General features: G+C 73.2%; 16 protein-coding genes. 5 read left to right on the forward strand and 11 right to left on the reverse strand.

All coding sequences use genetic code 11. The features are described 5' to 3' along the window. Positions 1-82: 82 nt before the first annotated feature. Both pabB and ACZ4VL_RS17680 read right to left on the reverse strand, forming a co-directional pair. A complete protein-coding gene (pabB, locus tag ACZ4VL_RS17675; RefSeq protein ID WP_468200507.1) occupies positions 83-2,269 on the reverse strand; it encodes an aminodeoxychorismate synthase component I in 2,187 nt (728 codons plus the stop codon). 23 nt (positions 2,270-2,292) lie between these two features. Further along, on the reverse strand, positions 2,293-3,033 hold the full coding sequence (locus tag ACZ4VL_RS17680; RefSeq protein ID WP_468200509.1) for a methyltransferase domain-containing protein: 741 nt from the start codon (positions 3,031-3,033) through the stop codon (positions 2,293-2,295). Between the two features lie 297 nt (positions 3,034-3,330). Between ACZ4VL_RS17680 and ACZ4VL_RS17685 the strand changes: the two genes are divergently transcribed. After that, entirely contained in the window at positions 3,331-5,262 is a 1,932-nt protein-coding gene (locus ACZ4VL_RS17685) for a helix-turn-helix domain-containing protein (protein ID WP_468200511.1), read from the forward strand. A 23-nt stretch (positions 5,263-5,285) separates the two neighbouring features. Here the strand turns inward: ACZ4VL_RS17685 and ACZ4VL_RS17690 are convergent, their stop codons facing one another. Further along, a complete protein-coding gene (locus tag ACZ4VL_RS17690; protein ID WP_468200512.1) occupies positions 5,286-6,443 on the reverse strand; it encodes an IS701 family transposase in 1,158 nt (385 codons plus the stop codon). A gap of 503 nt (positions 6,444-6,946) precedes the next feature. On the opposite strand from ACZ4VL_RS17690, the gene ACZ4VL_RS17695 reads away from it, so the two are divergent. Continuing rightward, positions 6,947-8,182: a DUF1266 domain-containing protein gene (locus ACZ4VL_RS17695; protein WP_468200514.1), complete on the forward strand. Its 1,236-nt coding sequence runs from the start codon at positions 6,947-6,949 to the stop codon at positions 8,180-8,182. 39 nt (positions 8,183-8,221) lie between these two features. On the opposite strand, the gene ACZ4VL_RS17700 is transcribed toward ACZ4VL_RS17695, so the two are convergent. Then, positions 8,222-8,818 carry a TetR/AcrR family transcriptional regulator gene (locus ACZ4VL_RS17700; RefSeq protein ID WP_468200516.1) on the reverse strand — a complete coding sequence of 199 codons (597 nt, stop codon included), beginning with the start codon at positions 8,816-8,818 and terminating at the stop codon, positions 8,222-8,224. A gap of 107 nt (positions 8,819-8,925) precedes the next feature. Between ACZ4VL_RS17700 and ACZ4VL_RS17705 the strand changes: the two genes are divergently transcribed. Continuing rightward, positions 8,926-9,831: an NAD(P)-dependent oxidoreductase gene (locus ACZ4VL_RS17705; RefSeq protein ID WP_468200517.1), complete on the forward strand. Its 906-nt coding sequence runs from the start codon at positions 8,926-8,928 to the stop codon at positions 9,829-9,831. Between the two features lie 76 nt (positions 9,832-9,907). After that, positions 9,908-10,324, forward strand: a complete 417-nt coding sequence (locus ACZ4VL_RS17710; protein ID WP_361092873.1) for a PPOX class F420-dependent oxidoreductase — start codon at positions 9,908-9,910, stop codon at positions 10,322-10,324. Positions 10,325-10,531: 207 nt separating this feature from the next. On the opposite strand, the gene ACZ4VL_RS17715 is transcribed toward ACZ4VL_RS17710, so the two are convergent. The 6 genes from ACZ4VL_RS17715 to pdhA all read right to left on the reverse strand — a co-directional run bounded on the left by ACZ4VL_RS17715 (position 10,532) and on the right by pdhA (position 18,123). After that, positions 10,532-12,175 carry a serine/threonine-protein kinase gene (locus tag ACZ4VL_RS17715; RefSeq protein WP_468200623.1) on the reverse strand — a complete coding sequence of 548 codons (1,644 nt, stop codon included), beginning with the start codon at positions 12,173-12,175 and terminating at the stop codon, positions 10,532-10,534. A 186-nt stretch (positions 12,176-12,361) separates the two neighbouring features. After that, entirely contained in the window at positions 12,362-13,132 is a 771-nt protein-coding gene (locus ACZ4VL_RS17720) for a hypothetical protein (protein WP_468200519.1), read from the reverse strand. A 143-nt stretch (positions 13,133-13,275) separates the two neighbouring features. After that, the gene (locus tag ACZ4VL_RS17725) at positions 13,276-14,229 is read right to left on the reverse strand and encodes a GNAT family N-acetyltransferase (protein ID WP_468200520.1); all 954 of its coding nucleotides are present in this window, start codon (positions 14,227-14,229) and stop codon (positions 13,276-13,278) included. Positions 14,230-14,455: 226 nt separating this feature from the next. Continuing rightward, positions 14,456-15,919 carry a dihydrolipoamide acetyltransferase family protein gene (locus ACZ4VL_RS17730; RefSeq protein WP_468200522.1) on the reverse strand — a complete coding sequence of 488 codons (1,464 nt, stop codon included), beginning with the start codon at positions 15,917-15,919 and terminating at the stop codon, positions 14,456-14,458. Positions 15,920-15,931: 12 nt separating this feature from the next. Then, on the reverse strand, positions 15,932-16,912 hold the full coding sequence (locus ACZ4VL_RS17735; RefSeq protein ID WP_468200523.1) for an alpha-ketoacid dehydrogenase subunit beta: 981 nt from the start codon (positions 16,910-16,912) through the stop codon (positions 15,932-15,934). Then, the gene (gene pdhA, locus ACZ4VL_RS17740) at positions 16,912-18,123 is read right to left on the reverse strand and encodes a pyruvate dehydrogenase (acetyl-transferring) E1 component subunit alpha (RefSeq protein WP_468200525.1); all 1,212 of its coding nucleotides are present in this window, start codon (positions 18,121-18,123) and stop codon (positions 16,912-16,914) included. The genes ACZ4VL_RS17735 and pdhA overlap by 1 nt, the downstream gene beginning before the upstream one ends. 324 nt (positions 18,124-18,447) lie before the next feature. Between pdhA and ACZ4VL_RS17745 the strand changes: the two genes are divergently transcribed. Continuing rightward, positions 18,448-19,110 carry a response regulator gene (locus ACZ4VL_RS17745; protein ID WP_468200527.1) on the forward strand — a complete coding sequence of 221 codons (663 nt, stop codon included), beginning with the start codon at positions 18,448-18,450 and terminating at the stop codon, positions 19,108-19,110. A gap of 136 nt (positions 19,111-19,246) precedes the next feature. Here the strand turns inward: ACZ4VL_RS17745 and ACZ4VL_RS17750 are convergent, their stop codons facing one another. Continuing rightward, positions 19,247-20,854 carry a protein kinase domain-containing protein gene (locus ACZ4VL_RS17750; RefSeq protein WP_468200528.1) on the reverse strand — a complete coding sequence of 536 codons (1,608 nt, stop codon included), beginning with the start codon at positions 20,852-20,854 and terminating at the stop codon, positions 19,247-19,249. Positions 20,855-20,935: the final 81 nt, after the last annotated feature.

A 20,935-nucleotide genomic window follows, 5' to 3' on the forward strand; every position in this document is an offset into this window, starting at 1 on the left:
GGGTGTTGGGGTGTGCATGGGGGCGGGGTGTCTTTTGTGTGGATCTCCTCTCGTCTTCCCCCCCCCCACCCCGCCGAGGCGGTCAGGACGGGATCCGTGCCGACCTCCGATCCGGGAACCGGGTTCGCGTCAGCGCCAGCAGCGGAGCTGCCTTGACGGCGGTCTCCTCGTACTCGGCGTCCGGGTCGGACAGGGCGACCACGGCCCCGCCCACCCCGTAGGAGACGCGGTCGGCGGTGACGGTGGCGGTGCGGATGACGATGCTCAGGTCCGCGGCGCCGGAGAGCGAGAAGTAGCCGATCGCGCCGGAGTAGACCCCGCGCGGGCCCGCTTCGAGACGGTCGATGATCTGCATGGTGCGGATCTTCGGGGCGCCGGTCATCGAGCCGCCGGGGAAGGCGGCGCGGACGCAGTCCACGGCCGTCAGCTCGGGGCGCAGGCGGGCCCGTACGGTGCTCACGAGCTGGTGGACGGTGGCGTAGCTCTCGATCCGGAACAGTTCCTCGGCCTCGACGGTGCCGGGGACCGCGCAGCGGCCGAGGTCGTTGCGGACCAGGTCGACGATCATGAGGTTCTCGGAGCGGTCCTTCTCGTCGCCGAGCAGGTCCTCGACGAGGGCCGCGTCCTCCTCCGGGGTGGCGCCGCGCGGCCGGGTGCCCTTGATCGGCGAGGACTCGACCAGGCCGTCCGGCGAGACGCGCAGGAACCGCTCGGGCGAGGTGCTGAGCACGTCGAGCCCGCCGAACTGGAGGAGGGCGGCGAACGGCGCCGGGCTGGTGCGGCGCAGGGTGCGGTACGCCGCCCAGGGGTCGAGGGCGGTATCGGCCTCGGCCATGTTGGTGAGGCACACCTCGTAGGTCTCCCCGGCGGCGATCTCCTCCAGGCAGGTGTCGATGAGGTCCAGGTAGGCGCCGCGGTCGTGGCGCAGCCGGATCTCACCGCCGCCCTCCTGCGGGCGGGGGGCCGGCAGGGTGGACCCGGCGAGTTGGACCAGGCGTTCGGCGGTGCCGACCAGCCAGGCGTCGGCCGCGGCGGCGGAGGCCTCGGAGACGGCGGAGGCGGCGGCGTCGGCGGCGTCCTCAGCGGCGTCCTCGGCGAGGGCGAGCAGGTAGGTGGTCCGCTCGGCGTGGTCGAGGACCAGGGCGCGGTCGGCGAAGACCATCGTGGCGTCGGCCACGGGGGAGCGGTGGACGAGGTCTCCGCCGCACTCGGCCTTGAGCTCGTAGCCGAGGTAGCCGACCCAGCCGAGGGTGAAGTCGAAGGGGAGGGCGGGGTGTTCGGGGAGCTCGGTGCGCAGGGAGCGCAGGTCGCGGTCGATCCACTCCAGGAAGGGGGCGGCGACGAGCTCGCTGCGGCCGTCCGCCGAGTCGACGGTGACGACCTTGCTCCACACGTCGGCCGAGGCGATCCGGGCCAGCGGGCCGGTGGCGTCGCCCATGACGGAGAAGCGGCCGCGGTCGCTGCCGGGCAGGCTGCTGTCCAGCCAGTAGGCGTGGTCGTTGCCGCGGAAGAGCTGGTCGTAGACGGTCTCGGCGTCCCAGCGGGTGGGGAGCGCGTGGGCGACGAGCCGGAGCCGGCGCACCGGGGCCTCGACGGCGGCCGGGGCGGGGACGGGCGCGGTGGGGACGGGCGCGGTGGGGACGGCCGCGGTGGGGACGGGCTGCGCGACCGGCGCGGAGCGCCGTCCGGTCCCGTGGGCGCGGGTCAGCTCGGCGAAGTTTGCAAGCAGCTGGATTCCGTAGCGACTGCAAATCGACTCGGGATGGAACTGCACCCCCCACTGCGGCCGGGTGCGGTGCCGCAGGCCCATCAGGACGCCGTCCGGGGTCCACGCGGTGGCCTCCAGTGCGGCGGGCAGGTCCGTCACGGTCAGCGAGTGGTAGCGGACCGCCTCCAGCGGCGAGGGGAGCCCGTCGAACAGGCCCGTTCCGTCGTGCAGGACCGGCGACGTGCGGCCGTGCCGGGGCTCCGGGGCGCGGTCGACGGTGGCGCCGTGCACGTGGCCGATCCCCTGGTGGCCGAGGCAGATGCCGAAGAGGGGCAGGTCGGAGTGCTCGATGATCTCGGTGCAGATGCCGAAGTCGGCGGACCGGCGAGGCGTTCCGGGGCCGGGCGAGACGACGACGTTGTCGAACGCCGAGAGTTGTGCGATCTTCCAGTTCGGGTCGTCATTACGGACGACCTCCGGCTCCCTGCCATTCACCTCGGCCAGATAGTGGAAGAGGTTATACGTAAACGAGTCGTAATTGTCGACAAGTAGCGTACGCACGGCGAAATATCCCCCCACTCGAATCAAGCCGCGACTGGCCTGATTTCGATCAGCATGTGCTCGACCATGTCTTCTCCGTACTCCCCCTCGCGCACCCGCACGCTGGCCACCGTCTCCAGCTCGCGCCCGGCGGCGTCTGCTATCCGGTACAGCGCCTCCGTGTCACCGCGGTCGCTGAAGTGCAGCAGGACCCGGCCGTCGGCCGTCGTCCAGTGCACGGCCTGTTCCAGGAACCGGCGGTGCGCCCGGTAGCCGGTGTCCACGTACGCCCGCTCGTGCACCGACTTGTACTCGTAGCTCTCGGGCCCCATCACGTAGTTGGAGCTCCAGAAGACGGTGTCGAAACGATCCTGCTCGCGCAGACCGGAGAACAGGTCGCTGTGGCAGGCCCGCAGACGGTCCGTCACTCGGTGCCGCTCCGCGTTGACGGCCGCGTTCTCCACGGCGGAGGGGCTGATATCGGCCGCCACGACACGGTCGTATCCGGCCAGGGCGGCGGTCACGGCGATCACGCCGGTACCGCAGCCGATCTCCAGGAACGAACCCGACCGCGGCGCGGGGTCGACGCCGCCCAGACCGAGGAGGTCCAGGGCCACCGTCGTGGACGGGGAGTACACCGGTGCGAAGACCTCGTCGAACAGGTCCCACTCCCGGCCGGCCAGGGTGAACACCCGCGGACGGTCGGCCCTGGTCAGGGACAGCCTGCTGCGCAGCAGCGACCGCTCGTAACTCTGCAGCTGAGACAGCTGGGTCAGCTGGGTCATGCGAACTCCTCAAGGAAGCACCGTGGCTGATGGGCGCCCCCGATGGTGGTGACGCCACCGGAACGCTCGGTGATCAGCCTGCCCTTGAGTGGACCTCGACCAGAAGGTGTCCAGATGACAGCATCGCTCGGGGAGCGTGGTGATCGGGCCACCCTCCCGGTGTCTGACCTGGAGCCGGACCCAAGCGATTCTTGACCGATTCTTACCCCAAGAGATACTTTCTGGCGGGCCATGGGATTGCTTGCACCCTGCTTCGTGCAAACGTGAACGGCTTTTATGGGGGTCGGGGGGAAAATCGTGGTCGACCACGCTTACGAAATGCTGGAACTGCTGAACAGAGAGGCGCCCGCAGCCGCCTTCGACGAGGTGGTCCGCAAAGCGCGCGAGTCAGGCCTGTCCGGAGAAGATCTCGTCCAACTCACCAGGGCCCGGGACCAGAGCCTCGGCATCCGGGCCCTCTTCGTACGTCGCCAACAGCGCGAGGCCGGCCTCGCCGCCCTCGTCGACACCGCCCGTGACCTCACCCTGCCCTACGACCTCGACGAACTGCTCAAGGTGATCACCCGCCGGGCACGGCTCCTGCTCGGCCTCGACATGGCGTGGGTGAGCTTCGACGACCTGGAGGAGGGCTTCTCCAAGGTCCGCTCCGCCGACGGCCACGCCTCCGCCCTCACCATCGGCTTCGCCATCCCCCTCACCGGCGGCGGCGTCGGCCGGCGCGCCGCCGAGGGCTCGGCCCCGTTCTGGTCGGCCGACTACATGAGCGACGCCAGCTTCCACCACAGCCCGATCATCGACGAGGTGGTGCAGGCCGAAGGGCTGCACGCCGTCATGGCCGTCCCGCTGCGGCACGCCGGGGCCAGCCTCGGCGCCCTGTACGTGGCAGACCGGAACATTCGGCACTTCACCCCGGACGAGGTCTCGCTGATGAGTTCGCTCGCCGACCTCGCAACCGTTGCAATCGAGAAGGCACGTCTGCTGGAGCAAACCCGTTTCGAGGTCGAGGAGCTGGAGCAGGACACCTCGCGCGCCCTGGACTCCTCCACCACAGCCCGCCAGCTGCGGGAGACCCACGGCCGCCTCCTCGACCTCGTCCTCCAGGGCGTGGGCCTGGGCAGCCTGGCCGCCGAGGCGGTCAAGGGCCTGGAGGGCACCCTCGTCGTGCGCGACGCCGCCGGCCGCACCCTGGCCTGCCCCGTCGGCGATCCCCCGCAGCTGGACGAGGCGGAGATCCGCACCGTCCTGCTCGACGCGCACACCGACCGCCAGCCCCGCAGCACCGCCGACGGGGTGTGGGTCGCCTCGATCGCCGCCGGCGACGAGATGCTGGGCACCCTGATCCTCTCCACCGCGCAGCCGGCCAGCTACCTCCAGGTCCAACTCCTCGCCCTCACCGCGCAGGTCACGGCGGTGGTCTTACTGATGGAGCAGGGCATGGCCGCCGCCGAGGGGCACATGCGGGACGAGTTCTTCCAGGACCTGCTGCGCGGCACCTCGCTGTCCCCGGTGCAGATCGCCGAGCAGAGCCGACGGCTCGCCCTCAACCTCGACGAGCCGCACGTCATCGTCATCGCCCGGCCCGAAGGCGGGGTCCAGGGCCGGGTCGCCGCCTGGGCCGCCTCGTACGCCAACCGCCACCACGGCCTCAAGAGCGTGGACGGCGACGGCGTGGTGCTGCTGCTCCCCGGCACCGAGGCCGGCGCCATCGCCCGCGCGGCGTCCAAGGAGCTCACCGAGGTCCTCGGCCGGCCCGTCACCGCCGGCTCGGCCGGGCCGGTCGACAACCCGTCGGGCGTCGCCCGCATGCACCAGGAGGCCCGGCGCTGCCTGGACGCGGTGGCCGCGCTCACCGGTGCCGGGAGCACCGCCTCCCCCGACGAGCTGGGGTTCCTCGGCGTCCTCCTCTCCGAGAAGCCGAACATCGACCGGTTCATCAACGACACCATCGGCCCGGTCCTCGACTACGACGACCAGCAGTACACCGAGCTGATCCGCACCATGGAGGCGTACTTCGCCTCCGCCAACAGCCCCTCCCGGGCGGCGGAGTCCCTGCACGTCCACCCCAACACGGTCTCCCGCAGGCTGGAGCGGATCACCGAGATCCTCGGCGAGGACTGGCAGAAGCCCACCCAGGCCCTCCAGGTGCAGCTCGCCCTCCAGCTCCAGCGGACCCGCCAGGCCCTCAGTCCGGGCCGCCGCACCCCGGCCCCCCGCCACGCGATCGGCTGAACCGGCGCCGCAGGGGCGGAGGGCTACCGCTCGCCGCCCCTGCGCTCCGTGAGCATCCGCACCGCGTGCGCCGCCGACGCCAGGGTGGTGTGCCGGTGCCACCCGCCGAAGGACCTCCCGCCGAAGTCGGTCATGCCCACCTTCTGGGAGACCGTCGCGAAGTCGTGCTCCACGTTCTGCGCCCGCTTCGCCAGCCGCAGCAGCGCCCCGGGAGGTGCCTGGGTCATGTCGCTGACCCAGCACCGCTCGGGCCAGCCGCGCGGATCGGCCCACTCGCCGAACAGCAGGACCGGGCCCGGCGCCTGCGGCACCTCCACCCGCACCCCCACGACCAGCGAGGTGCGCGGCTGCAGCGTCACCGGGTCCAGCCAGGTCACCGGCCGGCGCAGCGTACGGGCCATCAGCAGCAGCTGGTGCGCGGCCAGTTCGCGGTTCCCGCTGGACGGCAGCACCGGGTCGGCGCACCGCACCCGCATCGAGCCGCGGGCCGTCGCCACGAAGTGCAGGCCGACCGGGGCGAAGCGGCGGGCCACCGCCGCCGGATCGACGTCGGGCAGGTCGAACACCACGGGCCGGTGCGGCTGGCCGACCCAGTCCCGCAGCTCCTCCACGGCTCCGGCGGCGCACTCCAGCGGGCTCGTCGCCAGCTCGGACCGGTGCACGTTCGGCGAGAGCGGGCCCACGCTGTCCCGCCACTTCTGGGTGAGCGCGAGCCGCCAGTTGACGGGGCTGCTCTGCTCCTCCGCGACGGACCACACCCCGAACGCCACCTGGCTGTTGACCATCTGGCCGCGCTCCGGCACGAAGCGGCGCGCGACGCCCACCGACTCGGTCCCGGCCTTGGAGATGACCACCGGCTGCACCACCCAGGCGCGGGGCCGCAGGGCGCGCTCGAGGTACCGGGCGAGGGCGGCCCGTACGGGGCCCCAGTCCCAGGTGGAGGACACGACGAAGTGGTGGAGGCTCTGCTCGGCCGCCCGGTCGCCGACGTGGGCCGCGATGTTCCGTATCGACTTGCGGCCCTCGGCCTTGAGCAGCCCGCGCAGGTACACCTCGCCCTTGCGGCGCTGGTCGCTACGCGGCAGCGAGGCGAACAGCTCGGCGCAGAGTTCGTCGACGACGAGGTCCGGCACGAACCGGCTGCTCAGCGTCTCCAGTCGTTCGAGACTCGGTGCGCTCATGATGCATCCATCCCTTCCCCCGGCTTCCTCCTCAGCGCTTCAACCCTGGGGTTGGGGGGAGTTGCCGGAACAGGTGGAGCCGTCACACACATTCGCCCGCATGTGCAGGGCGGACCATCACGCCCGAACGAGCCGGAACGGCGGCGTGGCCGTCCGGTGGGCCGCACCCGATGCCCTGGCCAGGCCCGAGGCGGTTCGGGGGCTGCTCGAAGGGGGCCGGAAAGGCACTGGACCATGGGCCCCGGGCGCCCCACCAGGCCTGATGCACCACGGCATGGTGGCCCCACCACCGTCACCGAGTCCGCGCACGGTGGCGGGACCACCGCCGCGCACCCTCTGCGCAGCTCAACCGGAAGGGAACCCTCCTGCGTAGGCGCGGCCACCCCCGGCCCCTCCGCCCCGGCCCCGTCCACGGCCCCCACCACGGCCCCGACCACGGCCCTCCGACCGGACGGTACGGGCCGGTCCGCGGCCCCCGGAGGCCCCCGTTAGGGTTCTCCCACATGGGCACCTGGAACGCGCCGAGCATCATCGAACGACAGCTGTACGAGGCCAAGACCGCCAACGACTGGCCCGCCTACTTCGACGCCCTCGCCCGCGCCGAGCTGTTCGTCCCGCAGTCCCGTGCCTACCTGGACCAGCATCCGAACGCCGTGTACCTGCAGCCCGTCCGCTTCCCCCAGGCCGGCTCCGCCCCCTGCTTCGTCGCGTACACGGCCGGCATGCTCCCCGCCCCCACCCCCGACCAGGTGTTCTCGCGCCACAGCCTCAGCTGGTTCGCGCACCGCATCGACCCGGGCGACCCCCCGTACCTCGCCGTCAACCCGGGCAGCCCGTGCGAGGCCTTCCTCCCGTCCTCGCCCGCCGACCGCGAAGTGTGGAAGTTCCACTGGAACCGGGCCACCGAGTACGGCCTGAAGGAGAACACCGTCCACGCCCTGCACGTCGGCGGCCCGCTGCACGGGCCCGCCGCCTTCGGGCTGGCCTGCGGCGCCCACCTCTCCGTGCGCAACGGACTGTTCTGGAACGCCCTCGGCTACCACGGTGAGGGCTACGCCAAGGAGCGCGAGAAGCTCCGCGACTGGTGGGGCGTCACCAACCGCGAGCAGTGGCTCGCCACCACCGAGCGGCTGCTGGCGGCCGACATGGTCAGCTCGGTCTGGGAGTTCACGCTGCGCATCCGGGTGGCCCTCGCCAAGGAGTTCGCCGGGCCCGTCGACACCGAGCACTGGCGGCACGCCACCGAGGCCACCCTCCGCGCCAACGCCGAACGCGCAGCCGAACCCCGCATCACCCCCGACGGCGTCACCACCGCCCGGCCGCGCTCGACGGCGGAGATCGAGGGGGAGGTCGCGGGCGTCCAGCGGGTCATCGGCCGGATCACCCGCTACGAGCAGCGCTTCCGCGCCGACGGGATCCTCGGCGAGGACAGGTACGTCCGCTCGGTCGAGGCCTGGGACTACGGGCGGGCCTCCCAGATGGCCCGCTGGGGCCTCGGCGCCCGTTTCTGCACGGTCGAGGAGACCGAGGAGGCCGTCGTCCGCGCCGGCCGCATGTGCCGGCTCGCCTACCGGTCCTGGGAGGACCTCTCGGCGGGCTTCGTCCTCGGCCGCTGCCTGCAGTTCGACGAGGAGGAGTACGGGCACTGGTACACGGACATGGCCGCCGTCCACCAGGCCCTGACCACCGACCCCGGCAGTCCCTGGCTCAACCTCCCCTGGAACCAGTCCGACCGCTAGCCGGACCCGGCCGCCGGCCGATGGCCGGGTCCGGCTCCCTCAGGCCCCGACCGGGGCCGTCTGTCGGGGTGCGTACGAGCGCACCAGGCGGGCCAGTTGGCGGCCCGCCGCGTGCAGCGGCTCCGCGCTGCGGTTGACCTGGGCCGTGACCTCGGCGCCCTCCAGGGTGCTGATGACGGTGCTCGCCAGCTCACGGGCGTCCGCGGGGCCGAGACCGGCGGCCAGCAGCTTGTCGAGGACCAGCCGCTCCCAGCCGCGCAGCGCCTCCGCGCAGGCCTGTTGGATCCCGGAGTCGGTGCCGAGGGTCTCCAGCGCCGCCGCCGTGACGGGGCAGCCGTCGGTCCAGCCGGAGGCGCGGAGCTCCTCGGCGAGGCGGGCGGTGCAGGCGACCACCGCCTCCGCCGGGTCCTCGGACGCGTCCAACGCCTCGCGCAGCAGCCCGGCGAACTCCCGGCTGCCGTGCTCGATCGCGGCCACGGCGACGGCCTCCTTGCCGCCGGGGAAGAAGTGGTAGACGGAGCCGAGGGTGGCCTCCGCCTCCTTGGCGATCTGCTTGATGCCGGTGCCGACGTAGCCCTGCCGCTGCAGCAGGCGCGCTGCGGCGACGACGATCCGCTCCCGGGTGGTGTTCTGCATGGGGCCACCGTACCCGGCCAGTGAGTAGAGCGCTCGTTCCAGAGCTGTGCTACGTTTCCACCCATGCTCTGGATAGAGCGCTCGTTCTAGTGAGGGGTGGGATTCTCATGCACAGCACCAGCACCGGGACCGGCACCGGACGCCCGTCGGTCACCGTCATCGGCCTCGGCCCGATGGGGCGGGCGATGGCCGCGGCCTTCCTCGACCGCGGGTACGGGGTCACCCTGTGGAACCGGACCGCCGCGCGCGCCGACGCCCTGGTGGCCCGCGGCGCCCGGCTCGCACCCGACGTGGCGCAGGCCCTGGGCGCGAGCGAGGTGGCGGTCGTCAGCCTCACCGACTACGCCGCGATGTACGAGGTGCTGGAGCCGGCTGCCGCCGCGCTCGCCGGCCGGGTCCTGGTCAACCTCTCCTCGGACACCCCCGAGCAGGCGCGCGCAGCCGCCCGCTGGGCCGCCGAGCGGGGCGCCGTACAGCTCACCGGAGGCGTCACCGTGCCGCCTTCCGGGATCGGCGGGGCCGCGTCGGTCACCTTCTACAGCGGGCCGCGGGAGGTGTTCGACACCGTCCGGCCGCTGCTGGAGGTCATCACCGGCCGGACCGACCACCGGGGCGAGGACCCGGGCGCGGCCGCGCTCTTCTACCAGCTCGGCATGACCGTGTTCTGGACGGCCATGCTGGGCTACTGGCAGGCGGTCGCCCTCGCCCGCGCCAGCGGCCTGACCGCGGCCGACGTCCTGCAGCACGCCACCGACACGGCGAACTCCCTCCCCGACTTCTTCGGGTTCTACGCCGACCGCATCGACGCCGGCCGGCACGACGGCGACGTGGACCGCCTGGCGATGGCGCTGGCCAGCGTCGAGCACGTCCGGCACACCCATGCCGCCGCGGGGGTCGACACCACCCTGCCGGCCGCGGTGACCGCGCTCGTCCGCCGCGGCGTGGACGCCGGCCACGCCGCCGACAGCTTCTCCGCCCTGGTCGCCCTCATGGGGACCCCGGCCGGGGCGTAGCCGACCCGTTCCCCGACCACCGGGAGTCGGCGGAACTTCCTGTACGCGCCCCCGGGCCCCCACTAGCCTCGCCCGCATGACGATTGAGCTGAACGACACCGTACGCAGCCTGCTCGACGCCCCGCACCCGGCTGTCCTGTCCACGCTCAACCCCGACGGCAGCCCGCAGAGTTCGGTGGTGTGGGTCTCCCGTGACGGCGGCGACCTGCTGGTCTCCACGGAGCAGGGGCGGCGCAAGGAGCGGAACATCCTGCGCGACCCGCGCGTCGGCCTGACCGTGTTCGACCTGGCCAACCCGTACCTCTACGCGGAGATCCGCGGCACAGCCACCGTCACGGAGGACACCGGCCGCGCGGTCGCCGCCCGCATCGCGGAGCAGTACCTCGGCCCGGGCGGCGGCAAGGAGTACCTGGAGGCGCCGGCGGAGGACGTCCGCGTGGTCGTCCGCATCACCCCGACCAAGGTCCTCGGCAACGCCGCCAAGGCGGGCTAGTGCTGTGGCCTGAAAGGTTTGCCGCCTCGCGACGTCCGGTGCGGTGCATCGCAAGGCGGAGGGCCGCGGCTCGTACTGGACGTACTTGTGCGGTCCGACAACGCGGCGAGGTGCCGTGCCGGGCGTCGCGAGGTGGTGAACCTTTCCGGTCACAGCACTATCCGGGCCGGCGGGCCGGGCGGCGCGCGCCGACGCCGCTCCGGCCCGTCAGTGGCCGGTGGCGGCGAAGGTGGCCACCGCCGTGTCGAAGACGCCCTTGGCCTCCTCGGCGCGGCCGACCGGGGCCGACACCCACACGTCGAACAGCGTCCCGTCCTGCTCCCAGGCGAGGTCGTACGTGTGCCGGGGGCCTTCGGCGGCGGAGAAGCCGTTCCAGGTGAACTCCCAGAACGCGGCGGGCAGTCCGTCGTGCGTGGTGGCCGTGACCCGGTTGTCGCGGTACCCCGTGTTGGTCACCGGCCCCCGTGCGTCGGCGGCCTGCATCGACCCCATCGCCCCGCCGGGCGGCACCGACCCGAACTTGATGCCGACCCGGACGGCGTCGTCCGCCGTGATGTAGAAGGTCCGCTCGCCGTCCGTGGAGCGGACCGCCCCCCGGGGCACGGCCAGGCTGAACCCGCGCAGGTCCTGGACCTTCGTGTACCCGGCCGGAACGCCCCCCGACTGCGCGGGCGCCGGGGACTGCGGCACCGGTACGGTCACCGACGCGCCCGGCGACGGCACCCCGGCGGAGGGCGAGGGCGAGGGGGACGGGGACGGGGACGGCGCGGACGCTCCGGCCGACGGGGCCGCGGACCCCGGGGGCGCGGGGACGGCCGGCGCCGAGGCCGCCGCGCCGCCCGGGCCCTTCGAGGTCCGGCCGTCGAGCAGCGTCACCGCCGTCACGGCACCGGCGCAGGCCGCGACGGCGCCGGCCACGACAAGTGCGGCCCGCGCCCCGCGCAGCCGCGGTCGGCCGTCCCGGTCCGCGGGCCGCTCCCGGTCGATGCGGTTCTCCCGCCCGTCCGGGCCGCCGGCGGGGTCCGGCGCCCGGTCCACCTGTTCGGTGGGCGTGTACCCGGCCCCCGCGGCGGAGGCCGCCGTCTCCCCGTCCGCCCCACCGCCGTCGCCACCGCTGCCGGCCGCGCACGCGGCCAGCAGCCGCCGCACCTCCGGGGCCCCCGTCCGCCGCTCCGGGTCCCGCTCCAGCAGGCCGCGGACCACCGGTACGAGCGGCCCCAGCCGGGCCGTCGGCCGGATCTCCTCGTACACGACGGCGTGCAGGACCGCGCCGAGCGAGTCCCGGCGGAACGGCGACTCGCCCGCCACCGCCGCGCACAGCAGCGCGCCGAGCGACCACAGGTCCGAGGGCGGGCCACCGGGGGCGCCCTGCATCCGCTCCGGCGCCGAGTACTCGGGGGTCCCCGCGAACACCCCGGTCCCGCTGATCGTCGTCGTCCCGGGCAGGCTCGCGATGCCGAAGTCGGTCAGCACCACCCGGCCCGTCCCCGCCTCCAGCAGCACGTTGGCGGGCTTCACGTCCCGGTGCAGGACTCCGAGGGCGTGCCCCGCGGACAGTGCGTCGAGCAGGGCGAGCCCCACGCCGGCGGCCTCCGCCGGGGAGAGCGTCCCGCCCGGGCCGGCGAGCCGGTCGGCGAGCGACCCGCCGTCGACCAGCTCCATCACGATGACGGGCCGCCCCTCGTGCTCGACCACGTCGTGGACCACGATCACGTGGGGGTGGCGGACCTGGGCCACGGCCCGCGCCTCGCGCAGGGCGCCCGCCGGGTCCGCCCCGGCCTCCAGGGACAGCGCCTTGACCGCGACCGGACGCCCGAGCAGCTCGTCGGTGGCCCGCCACACGACCCCCATGCCGCCCCGGCCGAGCTTCTCCTGCAGCCGGTAGCGCCCGGCGATCACCGTGTGGCCGTCGCTCCCCGGCCCGTCGTGCAGCGACACCCGCTCCCCCGATCCCGTTCGCAGACGACGGCCATGATGCCGCAAGCGACCCACCGCCACACCGCATACGCGGCGGCCTCCCCCGCCCGTGCGGGGGGCTCAGGGCAGCACGGCCCGGACCCCTGCCCAGGCGTCCACGGCCCGGGCGGTGTCCGAGGTCCCCGCCAGGTGGGGGCGGACCGTGGCCATGCTGTTCAGCATGAGCTTGATGCGGCGCAGGTGGCGGATGCGGCGGCGCGGCAGGTCGCGCCAGGCCAGCCCCTCCGCGGCCGCCTGGGCCGGGGTCAGGTCGATCAGGTCCAGCAGCTCGCGGCAGAGTCCGGCCGGGTCGCCGCCGAGGCAGGGGCCGGGGCCGAACTGCCGGATGAGGTAGGCCCCTACGCCGGCCCGGTCGATCGCGTGGTCCAGCGGATGCCGTTCCGCCCAGGCGGCCGTGCGGTCCACCGCGGCCAGCGCCACCCGGCCCCAGCGCAACCGCATCCCGTCGGGCAGCGCGTCGTCCTGCATCCCGGACACGCCGTGGGAGCGCAGGGTCAGCGGGTGCGGCTCGTCGGCCAGCGGCGGGTCGGTGGCCAGCCAGGCCTCCAGGTCGGCCAGCGCATGACCGCCGGGCGGCACCGCGGTCAGCACCTGCCCGCGGGCCAGCAGCGCGGTCATGGCGCCCGTGAGACGGACGCGTGCCGCCTGGCCGGCGCGGAGGGACCCCGCCCGGTGCCCGTGCCGCTCGATGCCGCGCAGGCCGAGGCGTGCGTCCCCGGCGGCGTACACCTGGCCGGTCCGGGCGACGCCCCCGATGCAGCGGACGGTGCAGAGCCCGCCCGCGAGGTCGGCCTCCTCGACGGAGTAGACCTGCAACTCGGCGATGGTCAACCGGCACGCCCCCCTTCAGGCCCGGAAGGCTACCCTCCCGGACCCTCCGCGCGCCGCCCGAGCCGCCGTTCCGGCCCGCCGGCCGGGGTGGGCGGGGCGACCCGGGCGGGCGGGCTCCGGCGTCCGGGTCCGCGCCGCGCGGGTCAGTCGTGCTCGGGGGCCTCCAGGACCAGGCGGATCTCGGAGACCTCGTAGCCCGCGCGGGCGAAGGCGGCGGCCATGGGGGCGTTGACGGTGTCCGTCGTCGCGGTGATGCGGTCGGCGCCCGCGGCCGCGTGGAAGCGGGTGATCTCGGCGAGGACCTCGTCGATCAGGCCCCGCCCGCGCTGCTCGGGCACGACGCCCAGGTAGCCGACGTTGCGGTGGTACGGGGTCGCCGACGGGACGGCCAGGCCGGCGAGCGTGCCGTCCGGCAGCTCGGCGAGCCGCCACCAGGAACGTTCGCCCGGGCAGTCCAGGTAGAACGCCATGTCCTCGCGGGCCAGCTGCTCGGGGGTCCGCACCCGCAGCTCGCTCTGCGTGGCCAGGTCGAGGCTGCCCTCGCAGACCCGGACGAAGGCGTCGAGGAACTCCTCGTCGGTGCCCTCCCGGAAGACGAGCCGCCCCGTCGACCCGGCGGTCCCGGCGGTCCCGGCGGTCCCGGCGGACGGGGTCCACTCGTAGCGCAGCCGCTCGATCTCCCGGACCAGGCCCGTCCGCTGCGCGGCATCCCGGCGCCAGGCCACCGCCTCGACCAGGTCCGGGCGGGTCCGCCAGTCCGCGGGCAGGGAGAGGTTGTAGAGGGGGAGGGCGCCGAAGGACCCGTGCCCGGCGGCCAGCAGCCCGGCGGCGAGGGCCGCCGGGTCGGCGACCGAGGAGCGGACCTGGAGGCAGTCGAGGGCGATGGGCCGCTCACTGTCGGCACGGCCCCACCACAGGGCGCGGGCGAGCACCTCCCCGTCCGCGTCCTCGGCGAACCAGGTCCACTCGGGGCGGAAGCGACGGGCGGCGAACTCCTCGCGGACCTTCTCGGGGGGCAGGCCGGGGACGGGGCCGTCGGCGGGGGCGGCGGCCCGGTCCAGGTCGTCGGGGTCGGCAGTGGCAGCACGGAAGATCATCCGTGGATGATCACACGGGGTGTCGGCCCTGGCCAGGGATTTCGGCGGCGCCGCCGACCGGGCACGGCACCCGCCGGGCACGGCACCCGCCGGGTGCGGCGACCACCGGGTGCGGCGACCACCGGTGCGCACCCGCCCGGCGACGGCCGATGGCCGGCCCCCTGGAGCGGGGACCGGCCATCGGACGGTGGAGCGGGTGGAGCAGGTGGAGCGGTGGAGCCGCCGGCTACTGCCAGGTGACCAGGCGGCGCGGGTTCTCCAGCACGGCGGCGATGTCGGCCAGGAACTTGGAGCCGAGCTCGCCGTCGATCAGGCGGTGGTCGAAGGACAGCGCCAGGGTCGTGACGTGGCGCGGCTTCACCTTGCCCTTGTGGACCCACGGCTGGAGCCGGATCGCGCCGACCGCGAGGATCGCGGACTCGCCGGGGTTCAGGATGGGCGTGCCGGTGTCGACGCCGAAGACGCCGACGTTGGTGATGGTGAGGGTGCCGCCCTGCATGTCGGCCGGGGAGGTCTTGCCGTCGCGGGCCGTGGCGACCAGCTCGGACAGGGCCTGGGAGAGCTCCGGCAGCGACTTGGCGTGGGCGTCCTTGATGTTCGGGACGATCAGGCCGCGGGGGGTGGCCGCCGCGATGCCCAGGTTGACGTAGTGCTTGAGCACGATCTCCTGGGCCGCCTCGTCCCAGGACGCGTTGACGTCCGGGTTGCGGCGGACGGCCACCAGGACCGCCTTGGCGATGAGCAGCAGCGGGTTGATCCGCAGGCCGGCCAGCTCGGGGTCGTCCTTGAGCTCCTGCACCAGCTTCATCGTCTTCGTGATGTCGAAGGTGATGAACTCGGTGACGTGCGGCGCGGTGAACGCCGAGCCGACCATGGCCTGGGCGGTGACCTTGCGGACGCCCTTGACCGGGATACGGGTCTCCCGGGCGCCGGGCTCGGCCGGCGCGGCGGCGGCCGCCCGGGCGGGCGCCTCGGCCTGGGCCGGGGCCGGGACCGGGGCGGCGACCGGGGCGGGCGCGGCGGCCTGCGGGGCGAGCGCGGCCGCGGCGGCGGCGTGCACGTCCTCGCGGGTCACGACCCCGCCGTCGCCGGTGGGGACCACGGTGGCCAGGTCGATGCCGAGGTCCTTGGCGAGCTTGCGGACCGGCGGCTTGGCCAGCGGCCGCTCCCCGAGGGTGTGCGCGTGCCCGTTGCCGTTGAGGAGGGGTGCCGGGACGGCCACGGGAGCCGGGGCGGCCACGGGGGCCGCGGCGCCGACCGGCGCCGGGGCACCGGCGGCGGCCGGGACGGCCTTGCGCGGGCGGCGCTTCGTCGAGGACTGGGCGACGCCGTAGCCGACCAGCACGGGCTGGCGGCCCTCGGGCGCGGGCTCCTCGGCCGGAGCCTGCGCCTCGGCGGCCGGGGCCGGGGCGGCAGCGGCGACCTGGGCGGCGGGCGCCTCGGACGCGGCGCCGGTCTGCACCGAGATGATCACCTGGCCGACATCGACCGTGGTGCCCTCCTCGAACAGCAGCGCGTGCACGGTGCCGTCGAAGGGGATCGGCAGCTCGACGGCCGCCTTCGCCGTCTCGACCTCGCAGACGACCTGCCCGTCGGTGACGGTGTCACCCGGCTGGACGTACCACTTGAGGATCTCGGCCTCGGTGAGGCCCTCGCCCACGTCGGGCATCTTGAATTCGCGGATGGTCACGGGGGGCTCTCCTCAGTACGCCAGCGAGCGGTCGACGGCGTCGAGCACCCTGTCAAGACCCGGCAGGTACTCCTCCTCCAGGCGGGCCGGCGGATACGGCGTGTGGAAGCCGCCCACGCGCAGCACCGGCGCCTCCAGGTGGTAGAAGCACCGCTCCGTGATGCGAGCGGCGATCTCGGAGCCCACGCCCAGGAACACCGGGGCCTCGTGGACGACCACGAGCCGGCGGGTCTTCTCCACGGAGGCCTGGATGCCGTCGAAGTCGACCGGGGACATCGAGCGCAGGTCGACGACCTCCACCGACTTGCCCTCCTCGGCCGCCGCGGCCGCCGCCTCCAGGCAGACCTTCACCATGGGGCCGTACGCCGCCAGGGTGAGGTCCGCGCCCTCGCGCACGACCCGCGAGGTGTGCAGCGCGGTCGGGATGGCGTCGGTGTCGACCTCGCCCTTGTCCCAGTAGCGCCGCTTCGGCTCGAAGAAGATCACCGGGTCGTCGCTGAGGATCGCCTGCTGGAGCATCCAGTACGCGTCGCTCGCGTTCGACGGCGAGACCACCTTCAGGCCCGCGACGTGCGCGAAGAGGGCCTCCGGGGACTCCGAGTGGTGCTCGACCGCACCGATCGCGCCGCCGTACGGGATGCGCACGACGACGGGCATCTTGACCTTGCCCAGGGCGCGGGCGTGCATCTTCGCGAGCTGCGTGACGATCTGGTCGTACGCGGGGAAGACGAACCCGTCGAACTGGATCTCGACGACCGGCCGGTAGCCGCGCAGCGCCAGGCCGACCGCGGTGCCGACGATGCCGGACTCGGCCAGCGGGGTGTCGATGACCCGGTCCTCGCCGAAGTCCTTCTGCAGGCCGTCGGTGATCCGGAAGACACCGCCCAGCTTGCCGACGTCCTCACCCATGATCAGGACCTTGGGGTCCGTCTCCAGGGCCTTGCGCAGCGACTCGTTGAGCGCCTTCGCGATCGACATCTTCTCGACAGCCATCAGTGACCCTCCTCGAAGGACGCGAGGTAGGCGGCGAACTGGGCGCGCTCCTCGTCGACGAGCGCGTGCCCGTCCGCGTAGACGTTCTCGAAGATCGCCATGGTGTCGGGGTCGGGCATGGCGCGCACGACCTCGCGCACCCGCTTGCCCAGGGCCTCGCTCTCGACCTCCAGCTCCTCGAAGAAGGCCTCGTCGGCGCCGCCGGTGGCCAGCAGGTGGGCCTTCAGGCGCAGGATCGGGTCCTTCGCCTCCCAGGCCTGCGTCTCCTCGTCGCGCCGGTACTTCGTCGGGTCGTCGGAGGTGGTGTGCGCGCCCATGCGGTACGTGTACGCCTCGACCAGCGTCGGGCCCTCGCCGCGGCGCGCCCGGTCCAGGGCCCAGCGGGTCACCGCGAGGCAGGCCAGGACGTCGTTGCCGTCGACGCGGACGCCGGGGAAGCCGAAGCCCTGCGCGCGCTGGTACAGCGGGACGCGCATCTGGCGCTCGGTCGGCTCGGAGATCGCCCACTGGTTGTTCTGGCAGAAGAACACCACGGGGGCGTTGTAGACCGCCGAGAAGGTGAAGGCCTCGGCCACGTCGCCCTGGCTGGACGCGCCGTCGCCGAAGTAGGCGATGACGGCGGAGTCCGCGCCGTCCTTGGCCACGCCCATCGCGTAACCGGTCGCGTGCAGCGTCTGCGAGCCGATCACGATCGTGTACAGGTGGAAGTTGTTGCCGTTGGGGTCCCAGCCGCCGTGGTTCACGCCGCGGAACATGCCGAGGAGGTTCGTCGGGTCGACCCCGCGGCACCAGGCCACCCCGTGCTCGCGGTAGGTCGGGAAGACGTAGTCGTCGTCGCGCAGGGCCCGGCCGGAGCCGATCTGGGCGGCCTCCTGGCCGAGCAGCGAGGCCCACAGGCCCAGCTCGCCCTGGCGCTGCAGGGCGGTCGCCTCGCCGTCGAAGCGGCGGGTCAGCACCATGTCGCGGTAGAGCGCGCGCAGGTCCTCGGTGGTGATGTCCTCGACGTAGGACAGGAACTCCGCGTTGTCAGGGTTTTCTGCGCCGACCCGCTCCCCCTCGGGGGTCAGCAGCTGTACGAGCTGCGGCTCGGCGTTCTGCGCGGTGGCGACAGCCTTCGCTGCGGGGGTCTTGGAGGCGCTCGCAGCGCCTGCCGCCCGCTTGGTGCCGCTGCTGCGTCGCGGCTTGCGCGCGGCAGTGCTCTCCACGGTCACGTGTTGCTCCTCCGTCGGTCCGGCTCCCGGGTTCTCCGGGGTCCAGTGCGGCTCACCTGGATCCGTACCCGCGCACGGGGTGGGTGCGGTCGTGTACGGGATTCAGGCGTGACAGGTGCCCCGGCGACAGTCCTGCGCAATCACGTTACCCAGTGCCGTGCATAACTGCGAAACCCTACTTGACCTGCGTTTTTGCTTGGATTTCCAAGTAAATCCGCACAGCGGGGAACAAGCACTGGTCACAGCCTTGCAGGGGGCCGGAACAACGGCACGTTATCCCGGGTAACGACCTCAGGGAAGGGGTGAGTGTGTGAAACTGAGTTCGTGCGCGAAGACGGAAAAATCAAGGTATTCCTCCTGGACGACCACGAAGTGGTACGGCGCGGTGTCCATGAGCTCCTGTCGGTCGAAGAGGACATCGAGATCGTCGGAGAGGCCGGCACCGCCGCAGACGCCTTGGTCCGCATTCCCGCCACGCGCCCCGATGTGGCCGTCCTCGACGTGCGCCTGCCGGACGGCAGCGGGGTGGAGGTCTGCCGCGAGGTCCGCTCGCAGGACGAGGGCATCAAGTGCCTGATGCTGACCTCGTTCGCCGACGACGAGGCCCTCTTCGACGCGATCATGGCCGGCGCCTCCGGTTACGTGCTCAAGGCCATCCGCGGCAATGAGCTGCTCGGCGCCGTACGGGACGTGGCGGCGGGCAAGTCCCTGCTGGACCCGGTGGCCACGGCCCGGGTGCTGGAGCGGCTGCGCGACGGCAGCGGCGGCCGCGGCGACGACCGCCTGGCCCGGCTGACGGAGCAGGAGCGCAAGATCCTCGACCTGATCGGCGAGGGCCTGACCAACCGCGCCATCGGCGAGCGGCTGCACCTCGCCGAGAAGACCATCAAGAACTACGTCTCCAGCCTGCTGTCCAAGCTGGGCATGGAGCGCCGCTCCCAGGCCGCCGCGTACGTGGCCCGCCTGCAGGCGGAGCGGCGCGCGTAGCCCCGTCGCACGAAGCCCCGTCGCACGAAGCCCCGTCACCTGCAGGCGACGGGGCTCGTATTCCTCGGAACGGAACCGGATCCGGAACCAGAACCGGATCAATTCCATCCGGTTCCGGTTCTGGTTCCGCAGGGGCTCAGTTCGATTCGTCCAGCGGATTCGGATCGGCCGGCCCGGACTGGCTCTTCGAGGGCGACGGCCCCCCGGACTTCGTCGGCGCCGGGGTCGACTTCGTCACCGAGGGCGACGGGCTGATCTGCGACGACGAGGGCGAGGGCGTGAAGCTCGGCGAGTTCCTGGGGCGGGTCTGCGACGGCGTGAAGTCGTCCGTCGGCCGCGAGGAATTCGACGTCTCGCTCGTCGACGGCGTGTTCTGCGGCACGGACGGGGCGCCCTGCTTGGCGCTGGAGGAACTCTGGACGACCGGCGTCTTGTTGTCGCCGCCCTTGTTCTTGCCGCCCATCGTGTTGACGGCGTACGCCACCCCGCCCGCGATCGCGACGATGGCGAGGACCGCGAACAGCCACACCTTCCAACGGCCGCTGCCGCGGTCGTCGTACCGGTCGTAGGCGTCGTAGCCGTCACGGCCCCCGCCGTGGCCCGGGTGGTGCCCGTGCGTGTCGTACCCGCCGCCGGGGAAGGCCGTGCCGTCGTCCGGGTTCAGCGGCGGCACCATCGGCTGCTGGAACTGCGAGGTCGCGGAGTGCGCGGCGTACGGCTGTCGGCCGCCGGGCTGGGCGACGGGCATCGCGGTGGTGGGCGCCGCGCCGCCGCGGCCGTGCGGCAGGGCCATGGTGACCGGGCCGGTGTTCCAGGTGCCGGTGTTCGGCCCCTGGTCCTGGAGCATCTGCAGGGCGTACTGGACGAGCCCGCGCATCTCCTCGGCACTCTGGAACCGGTCGTCAGGGTCCTTGGCGAGGGCGCGCATGACCAGGCCGTCGAGCTCCTGCGGGATGGTCTGGCCCTCCGGCAGCTGCGAGGGCGGCACCGGCGCGTCCTGGACGTGCTGGTAGACCACGGACAGCGGGGTCTCGCCGGTGAACGGGGGGCGCAGCGCGAGCAGTTCGTACAGCAGGCAGCCGGTGGCGTACAGGTCGGATCGGTGGTCCACGGCCTTGCCGAGGGCCTGCTCGGGCGACAGGTACTGCGGGGTGCCCATGACCATGCCGGTCTGGGTCATCGTCGACTGGGCGCCGTGCAGGGCGCGGGCGATGCCGAAGTCCATCACCTTCACGGCACCGGTGTCGGTGATGATGACGTTGGCGGGCTTGATGTCGCGGTGGACGATGCCGTGCTGGTGCGAGTAGGCCAGCGCCTCCAGCACACCCGAGACGATGATGAGGGCCTGCTCGGGCCCGGGGGCCTCCGCACTGATGAGGAGGTCGCGGATGGTGCGGCCCTCGACCAGCTCCATGACGATGTAGGGGACGGTGTTCGGGCCGACCTTGTCCTCGCCCGAGTCGTACACGGCGACGACGGCGTGGTGGTTCAGCCCGGCGACCGACTGCGCCTCGCGCGTGAAGCGGGCCTTGGAGACGGGGTCCTCGGCGAGGTCGGGGCGCAGCAGCTTCACGGCCACGGTCCGGCCCAGCCGGACGTCCTCGGCGGCGAAGACCTCGGCCATGCCGCCGCGGCCCAGGCGGTGGGTCAGCCGGTAGCGGCCGTCGCCGACCAGGCCGCCGGCGCCCCAATGCTCAGGATCGTCTGCCATCCCGGCGCCGCTGTCCTCGGGTTCGGGTGCCATGAGTCCTCGCCGTCGTCTCTCTCGGCCGCCGCTGAGCGGTAGGTCCATTTCGTGTGCTCCGATGAACGCTACAGCCTCGGA

It is taken from the genome of Streptomyces sp. NPDC029014 (assembly GCF_055564695.1).

What these genes read in the sequence shown, in the direction of transcription:
- ACZ4VL_RS17680 (WP_468200509.1), bottom strand. Translation starts at nt 3,033, where the DNA reads ATGACCCAGCTGACCCAGCTGTCTCAGCTGCAGAGTTACGAGCGGTCG.
- ACZ4VL_RS17690 (WP_468200512.1), bottom strand. Translation starts at nt 6,443, where the DNA reads ATGAGCGCACCGAGTCTCGAACGACTGGAGACGCTGAGCAGCCGGTTC.
- ACZ4VL_RS17695 (WP_468200514.1), top strand. Translation starts at nt 6,947, where the DNA reads ATGGGCACCTGGAACGCGCCGAGCATCATCGAACGACAGCTGTACGAG.
- ACZ4VL_RS17700 (WP_468200516.1), bottom strand. Translation starts at nt 8,818, where the DNA reads ATGCAGAACACCACCCGGGAGCGGATCGTCGTCGCCGCAGCGCGCCTG.
- ACZ4VL_RS17705 (WP_468200517.1), top strand. Translation starts at nt 8,926, where the DNA reads ATGCACAGCACCAGCACCGGGACCGGCACCGGACGCCCGTCGGTCACC.
- ACZ4VL_RS17710 (WP_361092873.1), top strand. Translation starts at nt 9,908, where the DNA reads ATGACGATTGAGCTGAACGACACCGTACGCAGCCTGCTCGACGCCCCG.
- ACZ4VL_RS17715 (WP_468200623.1), bottom strand. Translation starts at nt 12,175, where the DNA reads ATGGGGGTCGTGTGGCGGGCCACCGACGAGCTGCTCGGGCGTCCGGTC.
- ACZ4VL_RS17725 (WP_468200520.1), bottom strand. Translation starts at nt 14,229, where the DNA reads ATGATCTTCCGTGCTGCCACTGCCGACCCCGACGACCTGGACCGGGCC.
- ACZ4VL_RS17735 (WP_468200523.1), bottom strand. Translation starts at nt 16,912, where the DNA reads ATGGCTGTCGAGAAGATGTCGATCGCGAAGGCGCTCAACGAGTCGCTG.
- ACZ4VL_RS17750 (WP_468200528.1), bottom strand. Translation starts at nt 20,854, where the DNA reads ATGGCACCCGAACCCGAGGACAGCGGCGCCGGGATGGCAGACGATCCT.